Source organism: Rhodoligotrophos sp. CJ14 (assembly GCF_038811545.1).
GTDB classification, from domain to species: Bacteria; Pseudomonadota; Alphaproteobacteria; order Rhizobiales; family Im1; genus Rhodoligotrophos; species Rhodoligotrophos ferricapiens.
On record NZ_CP133319.1, the window covers coordinates 1,112,138 to 1,132,562 of the forward strand.

At 62.1% G+C, this 20,425-nt stretch carries 20 protein-coding genes; 8 read left to right on the forward strand and 12 right to left on the reverse strand.

Going from position 1 to position 20,425, the window contains the following annotated elements:
• Positions 1-10: 10 nt before the first annotated feature.
• The 5 genes from lysM to RCF49_RS05130 form a co-directional block, all read right to left on the reverse strand.
• Positions 11-604, reverse strand: coding sequence for a peptidoglycan-binding protein LysM (gene lysM / locus RCF49_RS05110; RefSeq protein ID WP_342642963.1), 594 nt, complete (start codon positions 602-604; stop codon positions 11-13).
• A gap of 107 nt (positions 605-711) precedes the next feature.
• Complete coding sequence (locus tag RCF49_RS05115; protein ID WP_342642964.1) at positions 712-1,245, reverse strand: tyrosine phosphatase family protein; 534 nt, start codon at positions 1,243-1,245, stop codon at positions 712-714.
• A 13-nt stretch (positions 1,246-1,258) separates the two neighbouring features.
• Positions 1,259-1,870 (reverse strand): HD family hydrolase, encoded by a 612-nt coding sequence (locus RCF49_RS05120; protein WP_342644123.1) that lies wholly within the window; start codon positions 1,868-1,870, stop codon positions 1,259-1,261.
• A 1-nt stretch (position 1,871) separates the two neighbouring features.
• On the reverse strand, positions 1,872-2,492 hold the full coding sequence (locus tag RCF49_RS05125; protein ID WP_342642965.1) for a DNA-3-methyladenine glycosylase I: 621 nt from the start codon (positions 2,490-2,492) through the stop codon (positions 1,872-1,874).
• Positions 2,489-3,391: a YgfZ/GcvT domain-containing protein gene (locus RCF49_RS05130; protein ID WP_342642966.1), complete on the reverse strand. Its 903-nt coding sequence runs from the start codon at positions 3,389-3,391 to the stop codon at positions 2,489-2,491. Before RCF49_RS05130 ends, RCF49_RS05125 begins: the two co-directional genes overlap by 4 nt.
• Before the next feature lie 104 nt (positions 3,392-3,495).
• Between RCF49_RS05130 and RCF49_RS05135 the strand changes: the two genes are divergently transcribed.
• Entirely contained in the window at positions 3,496-4,836 is a 1,341-nt protein-coding gene (locus RCF49_RS05135) for a dihydroorotase (RefSeq protein WP_342642967.1), read from the forward strand.
• Positions 4,837-4,847: 11 nt separating this feature from the next.
• Here the strand turns inward: RCF49_RS05135 and RCF49_RS05140 are convergent, their stop codons facing one another.
• Complete coding sequence (locus tag RCF49_RS05140) at positions 4,848-5,519, reverse strand: hypothetical protein (RefSeq protein ID WP_342642968.1); 672 nt, start codon at positions 5,517-5,519, stop codon at positions 4,848-4,850.
• 257 nt (positions 5,520-5,776) lie between these two features.
• On the opposite strand from RCF49_RS05140, the gene acuI reads away from it, so the two are divergent.
• Both acuI and RCF49_RS05150 read left to right on the forward strand, forming a co-directional pair.
• Positions 5,777-6,763 carry an acrylyl-CoA reductase (NADPH) gene (acuI, locus tag RCF49_RS05145; protein ID WP_342642969.1) on the forward strand — a complete coding sequence of 329 codons (987 nt, stop codon included), beginning with the start codon at positions 5,777-5,779 and terminating at the stop codon, positions 6,761-6,763.
• A 99-nt stretch (positions 6,764-6,862) separates the two neighbouring features.
• Entirely contained in the window at positions 6,863-7,504 is a 642-nt protein-coding gene (locus RCF49_RS05150) for a LysE family translocator (RefSeq protein WP_342642970.1), read from the forward strand.
• A gap of 25 nt (positions 7,505-7,529) precedes the next feature.
• On the opposite strand, the gene RCF49_RS05155 is transcribed toward RCF49_RS05150, so the two are convergent.
• The 3 genes from RCF49_RS05155 to RCF49_RS05165 all read right to left on the reverse strand — a co-directional run bounded on the left by RCF49_RS05155 (position 7,530) and on the right by RCF49_RS05165 (position 10,557).
• Positions 7,530-7,787 carry a hypothetical protein gene (locus RCF49_RS05155; protein ID WP_342642971.1) on the reverse strand — a complete coding sequence of 86 codons (258 nt, stop codon included), beginning with the start codon at positions 7,785-7,787 and terminating at the stop codon, positions 7,530-7,532.
• A gap of 349 nt (positions 7,788-8,136) precedes the next feature.
• Positions 8,137-9,561, reverse strand: a complete 1,425-nt coding sequence (locus RCF49_RS05160; RefSeq protein WP_342642972.1) for an FAD-binding oxidoreductase — start codon at positions 9,559-9,561, stop codon at positions 8,137-8,139.
• Between the two features lie 33 nt (positions 9,562-9,594).
• Entirely contained in the window at positions 9,595-10,557 is a 963-nt protein-coding gene (locus RCF49_RS05165; RefSeq protein ID WP_342642973.1) for an L-threonylcarbamoyladenylate synthase, read from the reverse strand.
• Between the two features lie 161 nt (positions 10,558-10,718).
• On the opposite strand from RCF49_RS05165, the gene RCF49_RS05170 reads away from it, so the two are divergent.
• The 5 genes from RCF49_RS05170 to RCF49_RS05190 are packed head-to-tail and all read left to right on the forward strand — an operon-like array spanning position 10,719 to position 15,002.
• Positions 10,719-12,467, forward strand: coding sequence for an acyl-CoA dehydrogenase (locus tag RCF49_RS05170; RefSeq protein ID WP_432807370.1), 1,749 nt, complete (start codon positions 10,719-10,721; stop codon positions 12,465-12,467).
• Positions 12,464-13,399: a histone deacetylase family protein gene (locus RCF49_RS05175; protein ID WP_342642974.1), complete on the forward strand. Its 936-nt coding sequence runs from the start codon at positions 12,464-12,466 to the stop codon at positions 13,397-13,399. The genes RCF49_RS05170 and RCF49_RS05175 overlap by 4 nt, the downstream gene beginning before the upstream one ends.
• A 10-nt stretch (positions 13,400-13,409) precedes the next feature.
• Entirely contained in the window at positions 13,410-13,679 is a 270-nt protein-coding gene (locus RCF49_RS05180; protein WP_342642975.1) for an exodeoxyribonuclease VII small subunit, read from the forward strand.
• A 21-nt stretch (positions 13,680-13,700) separates the two neighbouring features.
• A complete protein-coding gene (locus tag RCF49_RS05185; protein ID WP_342642976.1) occupies positions 13,701-14,462 on the forward strand; it encodes a TlyA family RNA methyltransferase in 762 nt (253 codons plus the stop codon).
• A gap of 30 nt (positions 14,463-14,492) precedes the next feature.
• Positions 14,493-15,002, forward strand: coding sequence for a Dps family protein (locus tag RCF49_RS05190; protein ID WP_342642977.1), 510 nt, complete (start codon positions 14,493-14,495; stop codon positions 15,000-15,002).
• 43 nt (positions 15,003-15,045) lie between these two features.
• Here RCF49_RS05190 and aroC read toward each other — a convergent pair whose 3' ends face one another.
• From aroC to ppdK, 3 genes are all read right to left on the reverse strand, one after another.
• Positions 15,046-16,134, reverse strand: coding sequence for a chorismate synthase (gene aroC, locus RCF49_RS05195; protein ID WP_342642978.1), 1,089 nt, complete (start codon positions 16,132-16,134; stop codon positions 15,046-15,048).
• Positions 16,135-16,402: 268 nt separating this feature from the next.
• The gene (locus RCF49_RS05200) at positions 16,403-17,308 is read right to left on the reverse strand and encodes a cell wall hydrolase (RefSeq protein WP_342642979.1); all 906 of its coding nucleotides are present in this window, start codon (positions 17,306-17,308) and stop codon (positions 16,403-16,405) included.
• A 198-nt stretch (positions 17,309-17,506) separates the two neighbouring features.
• On the reverse strand, positions 17,507-20,197 hold the full coding sequence (ppdK, locus tag RCF49_RS05205; protein ID WP_342642980.1) for a pyruvate, phosphate dikinase: 2,691 nt from the start codon (positions 20,195-20,197) through the stop codon (positions 17,507-17,509).
• Positions 20,198-20,425: the final 228 nt, after the last annotated feature.

The window sequence follows — 20,425 nt, forward strand, 5'->3', positions numbered from 1 at the left end:
CATAGCCGTCTCAGACCGGTGGCAGGCGCAGCACCCAGCCTGGCTGGATATGATCGGGATTGGTCACTGGCGGCATATTGGCCCTGAGGATTTCCTCATACCGCGCGCCATTGCCGTAATGCATCTCCGCGATCTTCCACAGGCTGTCGCCCGGCTTGACCGTGTAGAACGTGGATGACGGACCGGCATTGGCCGGCGTGATCTGATTGTCAACCTTCGCAACACCCATGGTGTTTCCAACCGCCAGCGCCATCTTCTCCGCAGCCTCGGTGGTCGGAGCCGTGCCGGAAAGGGTGACATGCTCGCCATTCACATGCACGTTCACGCCGCTCGTATCGAGCCCATGCTGCGCAATGGTTTGCTTGATCGCATCCGCCGAGTTGCCCAGAGCGTTGGCCGCTGTATTGGCCATGCCGGCGGCTGTGTTCGCCATGCCGGTCGCCGCATTCGCTGCGGTATTGGCCATGCCCGATGCAGCACTCGTTGCTGTATTGGCCATGCCTGTCGCAGCATTGGCAGCGCTGTTGGCCGCATTGGCGGCATTCGCTTCAGCAGCGCCAATCATTTTGGAGCCGGCATCTTTGATGAAGTCGAGAAGTCCCATCGTGCATTCCTTTGCAAATTTATCTACTTTGCACGATAGAAAATCTACCCTGAAACAGCTGAACCTCTTACAACAAACTGCCTGCGCGGCGTAACTTCGTCCGCGATTTATGCTGTCTTTATTTCTGCTGTATTAACATCAAGCATAAATACTTCACCTTGCACAGCCTCTCTCCCGCGTCCAATCTGGTCCAGCGCATCAACCATACGCCCACGACGGCCAAGAATATCATCGGCATACGCAACGATGAGCCGGTTCGGCGTGGCCGTTGGCGAGGCCTGTCGCAGGCGCATGGCCAAAACCAGCTCATCCTCCTCCGGCCGATGCGCGCACAGGGCCGCATAAGCTGCAGCCGTCGAGCGGCTGATCCCCGCCCAGCAATGAATGAGAATCGGGCTCTTGCGCGGCCAGCGCTGGATGAACGTCATCAGCCCCTCCACATGCTCGGCGCTCGGGCAGATGAGTCCGGTCATCGCGGCCGTGATATCATTGAACTGGAGGCGCAGATGATCATCGCTGCCGATACCCTCGACAATGACCGGATCCGCGGTCGGGCCAAGCAGCGTGACCACATGGCTCGGCTTGTAGAGTGCAGCAGCCATCGGCACGGCACTCAGGGGCGAGACGATGATCTTCGGCATGGGTCCTCAACCCTCAACGATGCAGCATTTCGAAACGCTCGAGATATAGCGCGGCGGCATCATCCGGCGCCACGGCCTCGAGCGGCAGAACCTTGCGCAAGGCAAGTCCGCCCTTGCCCTGCGGACGCCCGAAATAGCGAGCGGCTTCCGCAAGATCAAAACCGGCAAGCTCGGTTGCCTCCGCGTAAGCCGAGATTGTATCCGCCCGCTTGATCAGCTTCTTGACGCTTTCAGGCAGGACTGCGGGCAAGGCGAACCGCAGATGAATGGCTGCCATGAGCCGCGCCTCGAAAGCTTTATAGTCAAGGCCGAGCGCCGCCTTGAACGGGCTGATCATATCACCGATCACATATTCTGGCGCGTCATGCAGAAGCGCTGCAAGGCGCCATTGCTGATCCAATGAAGGCTCGAGCTCGCAGACGAGCCGCTCCACGATGACGCAATGCTGCGCGACCGAGAAGGCATGCGGACCGCGGGTCTGGCCGTTCCATCGCGCGACGCGGGCGAGCCCATGGGCGATATCGGTGATCTCCACATCCAAAGGTGAGGGATTGAGCAGATCAAGCCGTCGGCCTGAAAGCATGCGCTGCCAGGCGCGCGGCTCGGCATCCTTGCGAGGCGGCATCTTAGGCTGCAGGCCTGTGCGCGAGAGCGGCGCAAGCCTCATGCCGGTGGCAGTCCACCACATGGTCATTGACCATCCCCACCGCTTGCATGAACGCATAGACGATCGTGGGTCCGACAAACCGGAAGCCGCGCTTCATGAGATCCTTGGAGATCGCGCGGCTTAGCGGCGTTTCCGCCGGGATATCGCCACGCTCGCGAAAGCGGTTCTGAACGGGCACCCCGTCGATAAACCCCCAGAGATAATTCGAGAAGCCCTCGCCCTCCTGGATCGCGAGATAGGCTTTCGCATTGCCGATCGTGGCATCGATCTTCGCCTTGTTGCGAATGATGCCGGGATCTGCCATCAGCGCTGCGCGCTTCGCATCGTCATAGCGGGCGATCCGCTCGGGATCGAACTGATCGAAGGCAGCGCGGAACGTCTCGCGGCGGCGCAGAATGGTGATCCACGACAGGCCCGCCTGAAACCCGTCGAGGATGAGCTTTTCGAACAGCGCCCGGTCATCCCATTCGGGCACGCCCCATTCCGTGTCGTGATAGCTTACATAAAGCGGATCGGTGCCCGGCCAGCCGCAGCGGGCAAGACCATCAGTTTCGGAAACGACAGCGCCAGTCCAGCTCATGTGGCAACGCTCGTTTGGGGAACTGTGAATTTCGCCCAGCGCGGCTGCACGAGTTCCACGGGCTTGTCCTCAACCAATAGGGCATTGCCATTGGTGGCCGCGTCCTCTGCCCGGTCCAGCCGGACAAGCGCCAGGGCCACTTCGCCGGCCGACGAGAGAACTTCGCCGATGCCCTTGCCGCCGGCCGCGATCTGCGCGCCGTTCTCCAGCACACCGCCCCTTATCCGCACCGGTACGATTCGCTTACGCGCGCCCGTGCCCCGATGCTCCATCCGCGACACGACCTCCTGGCCGACATAGCAGCCCTTGGCGAAATCAACCCCGTGAAACTGGTCGAAATTGGCTTCATGCGGAAAGAGCTCCGCAGAACCGAGATCGGCCATGGTGTCAGCCAGTCCGAGCCCAATCCGGAAGGCGTGGTAATCCTGCGCCGATGCAGCGGCGCCGTCAGGTGTCGCATCCCTTGGCAGAATCGCGCGAAAGCCCGCTTCCGCCACCCGTGGATCTCTGAACCAGACACCACCATCCCGCGCCACAGAGGCGCCGGCCTCTTGTCCAACTCCGGCGACATCCCCGTCCCATGCCGCCCAAACCCGATAATCCGCGCCCACATCCTCGATCTTCAGATCAGCACGCAGGCGGTAGAACATCAGTCGCTTGACGAGATCCTCCTTCTGCAGCCCCGCGCAGTCGAAGAGATAACCCTCCTCGTCCTCAACCACGAAGAAGTCGAACAGGATCTTGCCCTGCGGCGTCAGCAGCGCGCCATAGCCGGCCCGTTCCCGCGAGACATCGTCGATATCGACCGTCAGCAGCTTTTGCAGAAGCTTGCGTGCATCGGCCCCGCTGACGCGGATGATGGTACGATCGGTGAGTTCGGTCAGTTTGGGCTGGGTCATGAAGTGGCTTGAGGGTGTCCGGATGATGGGCCATGCGCAACTGGCTTGCCTCAGGTAACACATTTACGTAAGCCGTGCCTGGGCTGCAAGGAGCGCGCAACGATATGTCCGCACGGTTTGATACCATTCTCAAGGGGGGCACGATCGTCAATCACGACGGTGTCCATCAGCGCGATGTTGGGCTCGCCGAGGGACGGATAGCGGCTCTGGGCACGCTCGACCCTGCCGCGGCCGGCGAGGTGATCGACTGCACCGGCCTTCACGTCCTGCCCGGCGTCATCGATCCCCATGTGCATCTGCGTGAGCCCGGCGCCGAGCATAAGGAAAATCTGGCCTCGGGCAGTCTGTCTGCGGTGATGGGCGGGGTCACCGCCTTTTTCGAGATGCCGAACACCAAGCCCGAGACTACGACCGAAGAGGCCCTGGCCGACAAGGTTGCCCGCGCAACGGCGAGCGCCTATTGCGATTTCGCCTTCTATGTCGGCGCGACCCGCGAGAACACGGATGAGCTTGGAAGATTGGAGCGGCTGCCCGGCTGCTGCGGCGTCAAAGTGTTCATGGGCGCATCGACCGGCGATCTCCTGATCGAGGACGATGCCGGGGTGGAGGCTGTGCTGCGCACAACCGCGCGCCGTGTCTCCTTTCATTCCGAAGACGAATATCGGCTCAACGCCCGCAAGAGCCTCCAGCGCCCTGGCGATCCCTCGAGCCATAGCGACTGGCGCGATGTGGAGGCGGCTGTCCTCGGCACCGAGCGCCTGGTGCGCTTGGCCCGCATGACCGGCAAGCGTATCCATGTGCTGCACGTGACGACCGCCCCGGAGATGCTGTTCTTAAGTCAGCATCGCGATGTCGCAACCATCGAGGTCACCCCGCAGCATCTGACGCTCACCTTGCCTGATGCCTATGAGGTCCTCGGCACCAAGGCGCAGATGAACCCGCCTCTGCGTGATCGCACCCAGATGGAAGGCTTGTGGCTTGGCTTGAGCCAGGGCGCCGCGGACACCCTGGGCTCGGATCACGCGCCCCATACGCTGGAAGAGAAGGCCAAGTCTTATCCATCCTCGCCCTCGGGCATGCCTGGGGTGCAAACCCTCGTCCCCGTAATGCTCGACCATGTGAATGCCGGCAGGCTGACCCTCGAACGGTTTGTCGACCTCACCGCCCATGGTCCCCAACGCGTTTACGGCATCGCCAACAAGGGGCGCCTCGCCCTCGGCTATGACGCCGATATCACCGTGGTGGACCTGAAGCGGCGCCGCACCATCACGGATGATTGGATCCAAAGCCGCTGTGGCTGGACCCCCTTTGTTGGCCGCACCGTGACCGGCTGGCCGGTTGGCACCATCATCCGCGGCCAGCGCGTGATGTGGGAAGGCGAGTTGCTGGCAGCGGGCGGCCTGGGCCGGCCCGTGCGCTTTCAGGAGGCCTTGCAGCCCTCCTGAGGAATGCACGGTCAGTCTGCGAGCTTGAAATAGCGCACCGACCCATTGGGCGCGATGCCGATCCGATAGCCCGTATACCCCTCGGCCGGATCGAGCTCGCGCACCTCCTGCGGCCGCATCAGCGTATAGAGCTCAACCTGTTGCTGCGGATTGAGCCGATCGGTGGGATAGACCGCGTGATAGGGCCAGATGAAGGTCTCATCCGGCTGCCCCACATTCACATGCACATAGCCCGAGCGCAGCACCTTCAGCACCTCCGCCAGGATCTCCCGGCCCGTTCCGTCGATCGAGATGCTGCGCCAATAGGCGACCGGGTCGCGCACCGGAACGTTCTGCAGTTCCGGCAGCACCTCATTGCGCGCCGAGAACACCGCCGCCAGCTGTTCGAGCGAGCCTGACGTGGCCGCCTCGATCATGGCCCGGCGAGTCTCCGCAACCGGCTGCGGCAAACCTTCTTCCCCATAATGAACCTGCGGCAGCGCAAGATCGGTGCGCGGCGCCGCCGGGGCCTGCGTGACCGGGCGGTCGCTTTTGGGTGCGGCCTGGGTCGGCGGTCGATAGGGCTCGACCGCATCGGCGCCAGCCGGTTGCGCGGCACAAAGCGAAACGGCCATCCCAATGAACGCGCCAAGGACACGATGGCCGGCTCGCCCTTGGCCGCCGGCAGTGCCTAACTCACTCATCCCCGTCCCTCCTGAGGCCTGCGCCAAAATCCCGATACGGCGCGCCAGCCTCGACCTCAGCTCAATTGATACAAATGTATATCATTATTCGACTTCTGCTCGGCATGCTGAGGAGAGCGAGACCTATCTTTACCTTAACGAAGGGTGCATTTATGCCTTCTTGCAGGGAGACATCGGTCGCGGAGTGCTCTAGGTTCGCAATCGTCCGTCCTGCCCCACGATCCGAGAATAACTGTCAAACAGGAGGTTACGTGCCGATGAGCGAAGCTTTCACCGCCCTGGTCGCCGACAAGAAGGATGACCAGTACTCCGTTGAGATTCGCGAATGGACCGAGGCGCAACTGATGGATGGCGACGTCACCATCGCGGTCGACCACTCGACCATCAACTATAAGGACGGTCTGGCGCTCACCGGCAAAGCCCCGATCATCAGGAGCTTTCCGCTCATTCCGGGCATCGACTTTGCAGGCACCGTCACCGCCTCCACCAATGCCGACTACAAGCCGGGCGACAAAGTGGTGCTGAATGGCTGGGGCGTCGGTGAAAGCCATCATGGCGGCTACGCCAAGCGGGCCCGTGTGCCGGGCAAGTGGCTGGTGCCCCTTCCGAGCGCCTTCACGACGGCGCAGGCCATGGCCATCGGCACCGCGGGCTATACGGCGATGCTCTGTGTGATGGCTCTTGAAGATTGCGGCATCACGCCCGATCGCGGAGAGATCCTGGTAACGGGCGCCTCGGGCGGGGTTGGATCGATCGCCATCGCTCTCCTGTCGAAGCTCGGCTACACCGTGGCAGCGGCAACGGGACGCCCGGAGGAAGAAGCATACCTCAAGGAGCTTGGCGCCTCCGCCATCGTTCCCCGCGATGAGCTTAATGGCGCGCCGAAGCCCCTCGGCAAGGCACGCTGGGCTGGTGCCGTCGATGTGGTCGGCTCGAAGGTGCTCGCGAATGTCCTGTCTCAGATGCAATATGGCGGTGCCGTCGCTGCCTGCGGTCTCGCCCAAGGCATGGATCTGCCGGCCAGTGTTGCCCCCTTCATTCTGCGCGGTGTCACGCTTGCCGGTGTGGATAGCGTCCAGTGTCCCCAGCCGCGCCGGCGTAAGGCCTGGGAACGCTTGGCCCAGGACCTCGACATCGCCAAGCTGGACGCAGCAACCAGCGAGGCCAAGCTGAGCGATCTTCCAAAGCTTGGCCAGGAAATCCTGGCGGGCAAGATACGCGGACGCGTGGTCGTCGCGGTTTAGCCGCGCGTCGCTATTGCGAATAATCTCGGTTCTGGACCGGGAACGCATCAGCGAGGGGGCTTATGCGTTCCTGCTTCAACGGCTTCGAGCAGGCGGTGAATGGATTGGGCACTCGTTCTGAGCGGCATTGGTATTGGCATTGCCGTTGCCGCGCCGATCGGCCCCATCAATATCATGGTCATCAACGCCGCATTGCGCCGCGGCTTCCGCACCGGCGTCACCACCGGCAGCGGTGCCGTGCTCGGGGATGGCTGCTTCGCCCTGATCGCCGCATTTGGCCTCACCGCCGTCTCCGATTTCATCACGCAATATGAGCGGGTGGTTTCGGGATTTGGCGGCATCGTGCTGCTGGTGCTCGGGATCCGTACTTTACTCGCGCCCCCTCAATTGCCCACCGGCTCGCTCGAGGCCGCCATGCCAGCGCGCGTCGACTTCGGCGACCATATCGCGACCTTCGGCACGACCTTCCTATTGACGATCACCAATCCCGCCACGCTGATGGGGTTCATCTTCATCTTCAGCTCGGCAAGCGGCCTTGCTTCGGAAGATCAGGGCTACCTTCATGCAGCCGCGCTCGTTGCCGCCGTGATGCTGGGCAGTCTCTTATGGTGGGTGGTCCTGTCGGCGATCGTCAGCCATTTCCGCGAGCGGTTATCCTCGCGGGCGCTGAGAACCGTGAATATGGTGTCAGGTGGCCTGATCGCAGCCTTCGGGACCTTCGTGGTCATCCGCAGTCTTTAACGGCTCCCCGCCCCCGCGGCGGCAATCATTGTGTGGTTCGGTTCATCGTGAACTCGCCATAGCGGATGCGGTCACTCAAGCCCTCCGCCATGGCCGCGACATTCTCTTCTCCATACACAGCCACAAGATCGCTCAGAGCCGCAAACAGCGCTGCGGTTGCCAGATTGTCCGGGTCGACGCCGTCATTCACGGCCTCTTCCCAGGCATCCAGAATGTAACGCAGAGCGCGATGCCTCGTATCTTCCTCGAAGCTGTGGCTCATATCTGATGGCGGCTTTTCCATGGCCACTCCTTCGAATTCCGCATGAGCAAACATTAGCACGAGCGCGGGAAAGATTGCTTTTTAATCAAACTGAAGGTTAATTTCCCCCGCTCATGGAGACAGAAGCTAGCAAGGCCTATGCCAGCCCTCATGTGACGTACGTTCCCGTACCGATCACAATGAAACGGCTGGTTACCCTCTTTTGCAGCTGAGCCCGATCCAGACTCGTCACCCCAACGAGCCCCAAAGGGAGCCCGTTCTGTCCCGATTAAGGATTGTATGCGACCCCGTCCGGACTGAGCCCTTTCATATCGAGACGGCCGTCCCGGAATGGGCTCTGGCCGTTCGGTGGGAGGGATCGATCATCCGTTCACGGCAGCAGCTTGCCCGGATTGAGAATGCCGTTTGGATCGAGCAAGCGCTTCAGGTCATGCATGAGGGCGAGTTCGACCGGGCTTTTGATCTCGGCCATTTTGGCGCGCTTCATGCGGCCGATGCCGTGTTCGGCGCTGATGGATCCGCCATAGCGCAGGACGATCTCATGCACGAGATCATTCACCTCGTCCCACCGGGCGAGAAACGCAGCCTTGTCAGCCCCAACCGGCTGCGAGATGTTGAAATGGATATTGCCATCGCCCAGATGGCCAAACGGCACCGGTCGCGAACCGGGAATGAGTGTCGTCACCGCGGCCGAGGCTTCCTTGAGAAAATCGGGAATCCGCGAAACCGGCACTGAGACATCATGCTTGATCGAGCCGCCCTCATGCTTCTGCACCTCCGAGAGCTGCTCGCGTATCGCCCAGAATGCCCTGCGCTGGGCTTCTGATGCAGCCAGCACCGCATCCTGCAGGAGCCCCTGCTCCAACCCTCTCTCGAGGCTTTGGGTCAGCACCGCATCGAGCGTTCCCGCGGGCTCGCCTCCACTGAGCTCGGCCAGCACATACCAGGGCGATGGCGCGCTGAACGGATCGGTTGCGCCCCCGTGCCTGACCGTGAACTCGATGCCGACGCGCGGCAGGAGCTCGAAAGCAGTGAGCCGCCCCCCCGAGAGCCGCTGCACCAGATTGAGCAGTTTGACCGCGTCTTCCGGATCAGCGACCGTGATGAACGCCGTTGCGTAATCCGTGGGTTTTGGAAACAGCTTCAGCACGGCTGCGGTGACAATGCCGAGCGTTCCCTCAGCGCCGATGAACAGCTGCTTGAGATCATAGCCCGTATTGTCCTTCTTCAGCCGCCTGAGCCCGTTCCAGATACGCCCATCCGCAAGCACAACCTCGAGGCCGAGGATGAGTTGGCGCGTATTGCCATAGGCGAGCACATTGATACCGCCTGCATTGGTGGAGATATTGCCGCCGATCCGGCAGCTGCCTTCCGCCGCGAGGCTCAAGGGGAACATCCGATCGGCGGCAGATGCCGCCTCGTGGATATCGGCAAGGATCGCACCGGCCTCCGCCACCATGGAATTATCCACAGGGTCGATGTCGCGGATGCGGTTCATGCGCTTCAGCGACAGCACGATCTCGGACCCTTGTTTGTGCGGCGTCTGTCCCCCGACCAGTCCGGTATTCCCGCTTTGCGGCACGATCGCGGTTCGTGTCTCATTGGCCAGCGCCAGGATTTTCGCGACCTCCTCGGTCGAGCTGGGCAGCAGCACCATTGGCGTCCGCCCCGCGTAGAGATCGCGCGGCTCGATGAGATAGGGCGCCTTATCCGCATCCTCTCTGAGCGCATGGGACACGCCCACGATGGCAGCGAAGCGATTGAGAGTGTCGGACGAGGGGCTTTGCTCGGACATGATCACCACTTGGGCAAGTGAAAAGGCTCGCAATTACGGCCGCGGCGCTGCGGCCCTCATCAGGCGGTCGTTAATGGCTTCCCCCAATCCGGCATTCGGCACTGGCGCCACAGCAATGGCCGCGACACCGGATCCGTCAAGGTCATGGAGAAAGCGGAACAGATTGGCCGCTGCTTCCATGAGATCGCCGGATGGCGACAGGTTGCGCGAGATCGCGCCGATGCCCTCCGGATCAGCCCCGAAGCCGAGCCACGCCTCGCCGGGCTGCGGCGCTTCTGCATTGAGCCTGATCTGCGCGCGTGGCGCATAATGGCTGGCAAGCTGCCCGGGCGCCAGAGGCCGCGATGGCTCCGATTTCTCGCTGCCCGAATGCGCCGCTGCCAGCCTCTCCCCGAGCACGTCTTCAATGGCTGAGCGAGGCACCCCACCCGGCCTCAACAACATCGGTTCGGATTCAAGGCAACAGACAATGGTTGATTCGAGCCCGATCGCACAGGACCCGCCGTCCAGGATCATGTCGACGTTGTCGCCCAGCCCTTGCTCCACATGCTCCGGCGCGGTTGGACTGATACGGCCGGATGGGTTGGCGCTCGGCGCCGCAAGTGGAAGCTGCACTTCCCTCAGCAACGCCTGAGCTAAGGGATGCGCCGGCACCCGGATCGCAAGCGAAGGCAGACCGGCCGAGGCAAGCATCGATATCGGAGAGTTCGCCGGGCGCGGCACCACCAGCGTCAGTGGACCGGGCCAGAACGCGGCCGCGAGCCGCTTTGCCGTCTCGCCGAACTGGCCGAGCCGTTCCGCTTCGGAAAGATCCAAAACATGCACGATCAATGGGTTGAAGCTTGGCCGTCCTTTGGCTGCGAAGATCTGGGCGACTGCCCGGTCCGATGTTGCATCCCCGCCAAGCCCATAGACGGTTTCCGTCGGGAACGCGACGAGGCCGCCCTGCCGCAGGATCGCGGCGGCGCGCGCGAGATCGCGTTCTGTTGCGGGCATCTCTCATCTCCTTTGTGCGTGCCCAAGCGCATCTTTGCGCCAAACTGACCGCCTGAATGATTGACGATAGGGATCGGCACCTTAAATTCGATACCAATTCGCGAGCGATTGCGTATCGCGCCAAGCTTCGCCGCGGTCAACCCACAGGAATTCGAGCCATCATGCCTTACAATCCCCAGGTCGACGATCTCAAGCACGTCCTCGGTTCCATGACCGGTTTTCGCACACTCGTTGACCAAGGGCGGATTGAGGACCTGTCGGCCGACCTCATGGACCAGATCCTCGATGAGGCCGGACGATTTGCCGCCGAAATTGTGGCACCGCTCAATGTGGTGGGTGATCAGAATGCGGCCAAGCTCCTCGGCGACGGCGTGGTTGAGACACCACCCGGCTGGAAGCAAGCCTATAGCCAATGGATGGAGGCTGGCTGGGGCTCCCTGCCCTCGCCCAAGCAATGGGGCGGCCAGAACCTGCCGCTGTCCCTGTCCCTTGCCACCCAAGAGCTATGGAATACCGCGGCCCTCGCCTTCGGGCTCTGTCCGCTGCTCACCCAGGGCGCGACCGAGGCTTTGGAAAAGCACGGCAGTGAGGCGCTGAAGCAAATCTATCTCCCCAAGCTTGCCACCGGCGAGTGGACGGGCACCATGAACCTGACCGAGCCCCAGGCCGGCACCGACCTTGCGGCGCTCAAGACCAGGGCAGAACCCCAGGGCGACGGCACCTATCGCCTCTATGGCACCAAGATCTTCATCACCTATGGCGAGCATGACCTCGCGGAGAACATCATCCATCTCGTTCTGGCCCGCCTGCCTGACGCGCCGGAAGGCACCAGGGGCATCTCCCTCTTTCTGGTGCCCAAGTTTCTCGTCAATGAGGATGGCAGCCTGGGCCGGCGCAATGACGTGAAATGCGTGGGGCTGGAACACAAGCTCGGCATTCATGGTAGCCCCACCTGTGTGCTGGCTTATGGCGAGAGCGAAGGGGCCATCGGCTGGCTCATCGGCGAGGAGAATCGCGGTCTGAACTGCATGTTCACCATGATGAACTCAGCACGGCTCCATGTCGGCATGCAGGGCGTGGCGATCGGCGAGCGCGCCTATCAGCAGGCCCTCGCCTATGCACAGGAGCGCCGCCAAGGCCGCAGGCCCGGCCAAAAGGAAATGGTGCCGATCATCGAGCATCCCGACGTGAAACGGATGCTGCTCGATATGCGCGCCAAGGTGCAGGCCTCCCGCGCCATCTGCTTCGCAACGGCCAATGCTTTCGACATGGCCCGCTACACCGAATCTCCTGAAGACCGGGCACGGTATGATGCAATCGGTCAGTTATTGACGCCCGTCGCCAAGGCCTTTTCGACCGATATGGGCGTCGATGTTGCCTCGACGGGCGTGCAGGTCCACGGCGGCATGGGCTTTATCGAGGAAACCGGGGCTGCACAATATTACCGCGATGCCAGGATCGCTCCCATTTACGAGGGAACGAACGGTGTCCAGGCCATAGATCTGGTCGGCCGCAAGTTGCCGATGGCTGAAGGGGCCGTGGTCGCCGATCTGATCCGGCAGTTCCGGGAAATCGCGGCCGAAGCGCGCCGCGTGAATGATCCGGACTTTGGCACCATTGCCGAGCGGCTGGACGAGGCGGTCGACGATCTTGAGCAGGCAACCACCTGGATCCTGGAGGCCCAAAAGCGCGAGCCCGACGAGGCATTGGCTTCCGCCACACCCTATCTGCGCCTGTTTGGCCTGGCCGCAGGCGGCGCCTGGCTCGTAAAGGGTGCCCTTGCTGACCGCGCCAATGGCCATGTGCCGCTGGCCCGCTTCTTCGCCGAGCACTTGATGACCGAGACGGGCGGCCTCAAGCGGCGCGTCATTGACGGTGGCGCCTCTGTTCTGAAGGCGACAGCCTGGTGACGACGCTGCTCATCACTCATCCGGTCTGCCTGGAACATCTCGTTCCCCGCGGTCACCCGGAGCGTCCTGACCGGCTCAGGGCAATCAACCAGATCCTCGCCGCCCCCCATTTCGAGGACCTGGAACGGCTCGAAGCGCCACGCGGCCTGCGCCGCTCGGTTCTGCTCGCCCATGACGAAGCCTATGTGGCGCAGATTGAGCAGGCTGTGCCGGCCGAGGATCTCTGGGCGATCGATGCCGACACCTGGATGTCGCCCAAGACACTGGAAGCTGCCCTGCGCGGGGTGGGTGCGGCCACCCGCGCGGTGGATGCGGTCTTTCATGGTGAAGCGGCCAACGTGTTCTGCGCCATGCGCCCGCCCGGCCATCATGCCGAGCAGGATAAGGCCATGGGCTTCTGCTTCTTCAACAATGCCGCAATAGCAGCGCTCCACGCGCGCGAAGCCCATAATGCCGAGCGCGTCGCGGTCATCGATTTCGACGTTCACCACGGCAATGGCACCCAGGACATCTTCTGGTCCGACCGCGATCTCTTCTATGCATCGACTCATCAGATGCCGCTGTTCCCCGGCACCGGCGAGATCTCCGAGACCGGGGTGGGCAATATCGTCAACGCGCCTCTGCGTGCGGGCGATGGCTCGGCGCAGTTCCGCGAGGCCATGATGTCCATCATCCTGCCGGCGCTCGATGCCTTCGAGCCGGACCTGATCGTCATCTCTGCCGGCTTCGATGCCCATCGCGATGATCCCTTGGGAAGCCTTCAGCTCACGGAAGAGGATTTCATCTGGATCACCTTGCGCCTGGTGGAGCTCGCCGATAGGCATTGTGCAGGACGGGTGGTCTCGCTGCTCGAAGGCGGCTATGACCTGCGCGCACTCGCAACCTCGGTCGGATGTCACGTGCAGGCCCTGATGCGCGCATCCGACAGCTAGGAGCATGGTCATGGCAGGAACCGACGATAATGGCGCGCCAGCATTCACGGACACCACCGGCTTGAGCTTTGAGGCCGCACTGAAGGAGCTTGAGTCGATCGTGGACCGGCTGGAAAGCGGGCGCGTCGATCTCGAGGAATCAATAGCGATCTACACTCGCGGCGATGCCCTGAAGAAACATTGCGAGGCGCTGCTCAAATCTGCGGAAGCCCGCATCGAGAAGATCACCCTGAAAGCCGACGGCACCATAGCCGGAACGACGCCTCTGGACGTGGACTGAGCTGTCGACAGGAGGCCAGATATGGGCGGCAAGCAGCGCCTTGACCAGGCGCTCCTCTCGCGAGGTCTCGTGGCAAGCCGAGCCCGCGCCAAGGAGGCGATCCAGCGTGGCGCCGTGAGGGTCGATGGCAACATCATTCGCAAGCCGGCCGCCGTCATCTCCGATGCTGCCGAGGTAATCCTCGCCGCCGACAAAGCCCTGGCCTATGTCTCGCGCGCGGCCCTGAAGCTGATCCATGGACTGGATCATTTCTCGATCCCGGTTGCAGGCCGCACAGCGCTCGACCTCGGCGCAGCGACCGGCGGCTTCACGGAGGTGCTGCTCGAACGGGGTGCTGCCCGCGTCTTTGCCATCGATGTCGGCCATGGCCAGCTTCATCCCCAGATCGCAGCCGATCCGCGCGTCATTGCCTTTGAAGGGCTGAACGCTCGCGACCTCGACCGCACGGCGATCCCTGTCGCTCCAGATATCATCGTTTGCGACGTGAGCTTCATCAGCCTCACCCTTGCCCTCCCCCCCGCTCTCGATCTTGCCGCGTCCGAGGCCGATCTCGTCGCGCTGATCAAGCCGCAATTCGAGGTGGGCCCGAAGGGCTTGGGCAAGGGCGGCATCGTGCGTAATCCTGATCTGCACGCGGGAACTTGTGAACGGATCATGCACTTTCTTGAAGATCGTGGCTGGCCGGTACTGGGCGTCACGCCATCACCGATTACGGGCGGTGACGGAAACCAGGAATTCATCATTGCCGCGCGGCGTCATTGTTCTGCAGCCGGCCGAGTATAAGAATGCGATGATCTCAGCAGGAGCCTTATCATGCGCAATGACAATACCCTGTCCCCCGAGGAGAAGAAGAAGCTGGCTCATGGCCTGGCGCGGGTTCTTGCTGACAGCTTCAAGCTTTATCAGAAGACCCACGGCTTCCATTGGAACATCGAGGGCCAGACTTTTCACGAGCTGCACCTGATGCTGGAGGAGCAGTATCGCGACATCTGGACGGCGGTCGATGTGATTGCCGAGCGCATTCGCGCCCTTGGCCATTACGTGCCCTCGACACCTGCCGACTTTTCCGAACTGTCAGCGATCACCGACGAGCGCGGTGTGCCGGAAGCGCGTGACATGCTGACGCAGCTCATCGCCGATAATGAGACGGTGGTGCGCACCATGCGCGATATCCGCCCGATGGTCGAAGAGGCTGGCGACACGGCGACGGGCAGCATGCTGGACGATCGTCTCGAGGCTCATGAGAAGGCGATCTGGATGCTACGCTCGACCCTTAAGCAAGGTGGCGGCCCCACCAATTCGGTTCTCGAAACCTTGAAATAGGCCGCGCTGTGAACGCGTCTTGATAGCGGACCGTTTCGCGTCGCTATTTGCCCACCTGTGCGCGATGGCGCAGCAGATGGTCGGCGAGGACGAGCGCCATCATCGCTTCACCCACGGGCACGGCCCTGATCCCCACACAAGGATCATGGCGCCCCTTGGTGACGATCTCACTTTCTTCGCCATCGCGCGTGACCGTATGCCGTGGCGTCAGTATGGACGAGGTCGGCTTGACTGCGAAGCGCACCACAATATCCTGGCCCGTAGAAATCCCCCCGAGAATGCCGCCCGCGTGATTGGAGCGAAACGCAATCTCATTGCCCTTCCGGTACATCTCATCGGCATTCTCTTCACCCGAGAGCGCGGCAGCTGAGAACCCCTCGCCAATCTCGACCCCCTTGACCGCATTGATGCTCATCATCGCTGCGGCAAGATCCTGATCGAGCTTGCCATAGAGCGGGGCACCGAGCCCCGGCTTCACCCCTGTGGCCACGACCTCGATGACGGCTCCGGTTGAGGATCCGGCCTTTCTCACGCTGTCGAGATAATCCGTCCATGCCTCCGCGGCTTGCTTATCCGGACAGAAGAACGGATTCTGATCGACCTCCGCCCAGTCCCAGCGCGACCGGTCGATTTTGTGGGGCCCCATTTGGACAAGCGCGGCGCGAATGGTGATCCCTGCCAGCACCTTGCGCGCAACCGCTCCCGCAGCGACGCGCGCGGCCGTTTCACGGGCTGACGATCGTCCGCCGCCACGATAGTCCCGCACGCCATATTTGGTGAGATAGGCAAAATCCGCATGCCCTGGCCGGAACTTGTCGCGAATTTCCGAATAATCTTTCGATCGCTGATCGGTATTCTCGATCAGAAGCGCGATCGGTGTGCCCGTGGTGACTTGCCCGCCGGTACGCTCGTCCGCAAACACCCCGGACAGGATGCGCACCTGGTCGGGCTCCCGCCGCTGTGTGGTGAACCGCGACTGTCCCGGCTTGCGACGGTCGAGATCGCGTTGAATGTCAGCCTCATCGAGCCTCAGTCCCGGCGGACAGCCATCCACCACGCAGCCTATGGCAGGCCCATGGCTTTCGCCGAAGGTTGTCATTCGGAACAGATGGCCGAAGCTGTTATGTGACATCAGACAGAACCGTTCTCGATCAGGCACTTGGGAAGTGATCGATACTCCGCCTGGGGCCGGTTCGAAAGCCCTAAATGCCAACCACCCATTGGCGGACCGCCCTAGAGCATTTGAGCGAAGTGGATATCGGTTCGCGTGAAGAAAATGCAACCCAGGCAAGAACGTGAGACGCGGTTTCGCGATTCGAAGAAGAGCGGAAACGTTACAGCTCATGCAGCCGGAGAACATCCGCATCCGAAAATGTGCGTCGGTTGAGGCGGCCTGCCGATCAGCCTTTGGTGTAGAAGATATGGCGGCCGATTTTGCCGAGCCGCTTGAGCATGCTGGACCAGCGCGGGTTTACATAGTCCGCGTGATAATGGGTCGCGCCCTTGATTTGTGTAATGCCCAGCTCGCCGGCCATGGCTTCCGATGCAATGCGCTTGGCCTGCTCCCAGGCATAACCCGGCTTGGGCTGATCTGCCAGGCCATCGCAGGCGAATGAAAACTGGCAGTTACTGCCCTTCTTGGCGTTCTGATAGACGACGCCGCAGACGGTCTTCGGGAAAGCCGGGTTCTTGACCCGGTTCATGATGACCTTGGCGATGGCCTTTTGGCCGAGTTCTGATTCCGAACGCGCTTCGAAATAGATCGCAATGGCCAGGCAGCTTTCTTCCGCTGCGCGCTCCTTGCGCTCGTTGAGGAGCTTTCGCTTCTCGATCTGCGCGTCCTTGTAGCGCTGCTCGAGTTTGACGACGGGCGGCGAGAAGATCAGCGTTTGCGCTGGCGCCAGCCGGTCTTCAGGATCCGGAAGGCTGGCCAATGTGGCGATGAAGTCTGATTTTGAAGCTTGGCTGGCGGCCTGATCGCCCACCAGGGGAAAGCCCGCTTTGTCAGGATCGGTGACCACGTTGCGCAGCAGGTTTGATTTCGCAACCACGGTCCGCGGGATCTTGCCGATATCCTCCCAGGCGGTGGGCGCAGCGCCTCGGGCAGCAGCATCCTGCCCGAGATATTGGGTCATGAACCCGACACCCGCGATCAGAACGAGACCAGCCAGCACATAGGGAGCGACTTGATTCAGCCGATTGTCATGCGGCCGGCCTTCAAGGGAGGCGAAGACGTCTTCGCCAGCATCGTCGCCAGACAGAAAGAGATGATCGCTGTCTGAACTATCCCTTCGGAGCCAATTCACCCGCTCAGTTCCCCGCTCGTGGAATCCCTCAACCGCTCACGCCCCTGTAAGCTAATGGTTAACCATTTAAAAAAAGTTAACCATAATACGCCAATCAGCCCCACCGATCCGCACGCCTTTCAGCATGGGTCACCTCATCGGTTGAGCTGACGCTAGCACGAGATTTGGGCCTAGCGCCAGCATTTTAGCAATATTTTATTAAGGATTTCGCGACTTGACTTTCGCGCTGGCTTGGGCTGCGGCGAGCCTCGCGATCGGCACGCGGAACGGCGAGCAGGAAACATAGTCGAGGCCGATCTCATCGCAGAATCGCACCGAGGCCGGATCCCCTCCATGCTCACCGCAGATGCCGAGCTTGATATCGGCTCGCGTTTTCCGGCCACGCTCGGCCGCCATCTGGATGAGCTCGCCGACCCCCTCCTGATCGAGGCTGACGAACGGATCGACCTCAAGGATCCCCTTGCCCGTGTAATCTGAGAGGAACCGCGCAGAATCATCGCGGCTGATGCCGAACGTGGTCTGCGTGAGATCATTGGTGCCGAACGAGAAGAACTCCGCCGTCTCTGCGATTTCCGCGGCCCGAAGCGCCGCTCGCGGCAACTCGATCATCGTGCCGATCAGATACGAAATGGCCTTGCCCTTCTCCGCCTGCACCTGCTCGGCCACCCGCACGATGCGCTCGCGAATCATGTCGAGCTCGGCCTTGAGCGCGACCAGCGGCACCATGATTTCAGGGATCACCGGCTTGCCCGAGCGCTCCGCTGCCTCGATCGCCGCCTCGAAAATGGCCCGTGCCTGCATCTCGGCAATTTCCGGATAGGTGATCGCTAGGCGGACACCGCGATGACCAAGCATCGGGTTGAACTCATGCAACTCAGCAACCCGCGCCCGTATCAGCTCGGCGCTCTTGGCTGTCGCCCTGGCGACTTCCGCGATCTCGTCTTCCGCATGCGGCAGGAATTCGTGCAGCGGCGGGTCGAGCAGCCGGATCGTGACCGGCAGCCCCGACATGATCTCGAACAGCTCGATGAAGTCGGCCCTTTGCATCGGCAGAATCTTGGCGAGCGCCGCCCTGCGTCCCTCCTCGTCGCCCGCGAGGATCATCTCGCGCATGGCAATGATCCGGTCCTGCTCGAAGAACATGTGCTCCGTGCGGCACAGGCCGATGCCCTCCGCGCCGAACTCGCGCGCCGCCCGTGCATCCGCCGGTGTGTCCGCATTGGTCCTGACCTTGAGGCGGCGGATGCTGTCGGCCCACTCCATAAGCTTGGCGAAATCGCCCGAGAGTTGCGGCTTCACCGTGGCCACATGGCCGCGCATGATCTGCCCCGTTCCGCCATCGATGGTGATGACATCGCCGCGGCCGAGCACCACGCTGCCCGCGATCATCTGCCCCTTCGCATAATCGACGCGGATACTGCCTGCACCCGACACGCAGGGCTTGCCCATGCCCCGCGCCACCACGGCCGCATGGCTGGTCATGCCGCCCCGCGTCGTGAGAATGCCCTCCGCCGCATGCATGCCGTGAATGTCTTCCGGGCTCGTCTCGACCCGGACCAGGATGACCTTGTGTCCCTGCGCCTTGAGCCTCTGTGCCTCATCCGCATCGAACACGATCTCGCCGCTGGCCGCACCCGGCGAGGCGGGCAGCCCGACCCCGAGCACATCGCGCTTGGCCTGCGGATCAAGGGTTGGATGCAAGAGCTGATCGAGCGAGGCGGGCTCGACGCGCAACACGGCGTCCGCCGGCGTGATAAGCCCCTCCTCCACCATATCGACGGCGATCTTGAGCGCCGCCTTGGCGGTGCGCTTGCCGGATCGGGTCTGCAGCATCCACAACTTGCCGTTCTGGATGGTGAACTCGATGTCCTGCATGTCGCGGTAATGGCGCTCGAGCGATTGATAGATCGTCCTGAGCTCCTGGAACACGGCCGGCATCAGCGTCTCGAGCGAGGGATCATTTGAGCCTGCCTCGATGCGCGCGGCTTCGGTGATGTTCTGCGGCGTGCGGATGCCAGCCACCACATCCTCGCCCTGCGCATTGACCAGGAACTCGCCATAGAGCTCCTTGACGCCGGTCGACGGATTGCGCGTGAACGCAACGCCCGTCGCGCTGGTCTCGCCCATATTGCCGAAAACCATCGCCTGCACATTGACCGCAGTGCCCCAGGATTCCGGGATCTGATTGAGCTGGCGATAGGTCACCGCCCGCGGGGTCATCCACGAGCCGAACACGGCGCCGATCGCACCCCATAATTGCGCGGTCACATCCTGCGGGAAAGGCTGGCCAAGCTCCTCCTGCACGATCTGCTTATAGCGCGCGACGATCCCCTGCCACTCCTCCGCGGTCACTTCCGTATCGAGAGTGTAGCCCTGCTCTTCCTTGAAGCTCTCGAGCACATCCTCGAAGCGTGAATGGTCCACACCGAGCACGACATCAGAATACATCTGAATGAAGCGCCGATAGCTATCGAAGGCAAAGCGCCGGTCACCCGACCGTCGTGCAAGCCCCTCGACCGTCTCGTCATTGAGGCCGAGATTGAGGACCGTATCCATCATGCCCGGCATCGATGCGCGCGCGCCCGAACGTACCGAGACGAGCAGCGGCTTTTCCGGGTCGCCGAATGTCGCATCGACCAGCGTTCCGACCCGGGACAGGGCTTCCGCAACCTGGGCCTCGAGCCCTTGCGGGTATTGCTGTCCGTTCTTGTAGTAATGGGTACACACTTCGGTGGTGATGGTGAAGCCCGGCGGGACTGGCAGGCCGAGATTGCTCATCTCAGCGAGATTGGCGCCTTTGCCTCCGAGCAGATTCCGCATTCCGGCCGTACCCTCGGCACGACCGTCTCCGAAACCGTAGACCCACTTGCTGGAGACCGACGAATTCATCTGCACACCTTCGTTGGGGCGCGGCAGGGGGCCTGCCGTCGCGCGGGTTGGCACGGAATGCACCATACGACTTCGCGAAAAGCCATAATGCGGGGCAGTCGGTCAAGTTCCGCGGCATGGTCGAGCCGCGCTTGGGCACCTTGAAAGCGTTCTCAGCGACCACAATCTTAAGTTGTTCATCTGGCTCCTTATTGTAGCGAGCTGCCGTCTGTCCGCAATTTGCGAAGA

What these genes read in the sequence shown, in the direction of transcription:
- RCF49_RS05185 (WP_342642976.1), top strand. Translation starts at nt 13,701, where the DNA reads ATGGGCGGCAAGCAGCGCCTTGACCAGGCGCTCCTCTCGCGAGGTCTC.
- RCF49_RS05165 (WP_342642973.1), bottom strand. Translation starts at nt 10,557, where the DNA reads ATGCCCGCAACAGAACGCGATCTCGCGCGCGCCGCCGCGATCCTGCGG.
- RCF49_RS05140 (WP_342642968.1), bottom strand. Translation starts at nt 5,519, where the DNA reads ATGAGTGAGTTAGGCACTGCCGGCGGCCAAGGGCGAGCCGGCCATCGT.
- RCF49_RS05155 (WP_342642971.1), bottom strand. Translation starts at nt 7,787, where the DNA reads ATGGAAAAGCCGCCATCAGATATGAGCCACAGCTTCGAGGAAGATACG.
- RCF49_RS05115 (WP_342642964.1), bottom strand. Translation starts at nt 1,245, where the DNA reads ATGCCGAAGATCATCGTCTCGCCCCTGAGTGCCGTGCCGATGGCTGCT.
- RCF49_RS05130 (WP_342642966.1), bottom strand. Translation starts at nt 3,391, where the DNA reads ATGACCCAGCCCAAACTGACCGAACTCACCGATCGTACCATCATCCGC.
- RCF49_RS05125 (WP_342642965.1), bottom strand. Translation starts at nt 2,492, where the DNA reads ATGAGCTGGACTGGCGCTGTCGTTTCCGAAACTGATGGTCTTGCCCGC.
- RCF49_RS05180 (WP_342642975.1), top strand. Translation starts at nt 13,410, where the DNA reads ATGGCAGGAACCGACGATAATGGCGCGCCAGCATTCACGGACACCACC.
- RCF49_RS05150 (WP_342642970.1), top strand. Translation starts at nt 6,863, where the DNA reads ATGGATTGGGCACTCGTTCTGAGCGGCATTGGTATTGGCATTGCCGTT.
- acuI (WP_342642969.1), top strand. Translation starts at nt 5,777, where the DNA reads ATGAGCGAAGCTTTCACCGCCCTGGTCGCCGACAAGAAGGATGACCAG.
- RCF49_RS05160 (WP_342642972.1), bottom strand. Translation starts at nt 9,561, where the DNA reads ATGTCCGAGCAAAGCCCCTCGTCCGACACTCTCAATCGCTTCGCTGCC.
- RCF49_RS05135 (WP_342642967.1), top strand. Translation starts at nt 3,496, where the DNA reads ATGTCCGCACGGTTTGATACCATTCTCAAGGGGGGCACGATCGTCAAT.
- RCF49_RS05120 (WP_342644123.1), bottom strand. Translation starts at nt 1,870, where the DNA reads ATGCCGCCTCGCAAGGATGCCGAGCCGCGCGCCTGGCAGCGCATGCTT.
- RCF49_RS05170 (WP_432807370.1), top strand. Translation starts at nt 10,719, where the DNA reads ATGCCTTACAATCCCCAGGTCGACGATCTCAAGCACGTCCTCGGTTCC.
- lysM (WP_342642963.1), bottom strand. Translation starts at nt 604, where the DNA reads ATGGGACTTCTCGACTTCATCAAAGATGCCGGCTCCAAAATGATTGGC.
- RCF49_RS05190 (WP_342642977.1), top strand. Translation starts at nt 14,493, where the DNA reads ATGCGCAATGACAATACCCTGTCCCCCGAGGAGAAGAAGAAGCTGGCT.
- ppdK (WP_342642980.1), bottom strand. Translation starts at nt 20,197, where the DNA reads ATGAATTCGTCGGTCTCCAGCAAGTGGGTCTACGGTTTCGGAGACGGT.
- aroC (WP_342642978.1), bottom strand. Translation starts at nt 16,134, where the DNA reads ATGTCACATAACAGCTTCGGCCATCTGTTCCGAATGACAACCTTCGGC.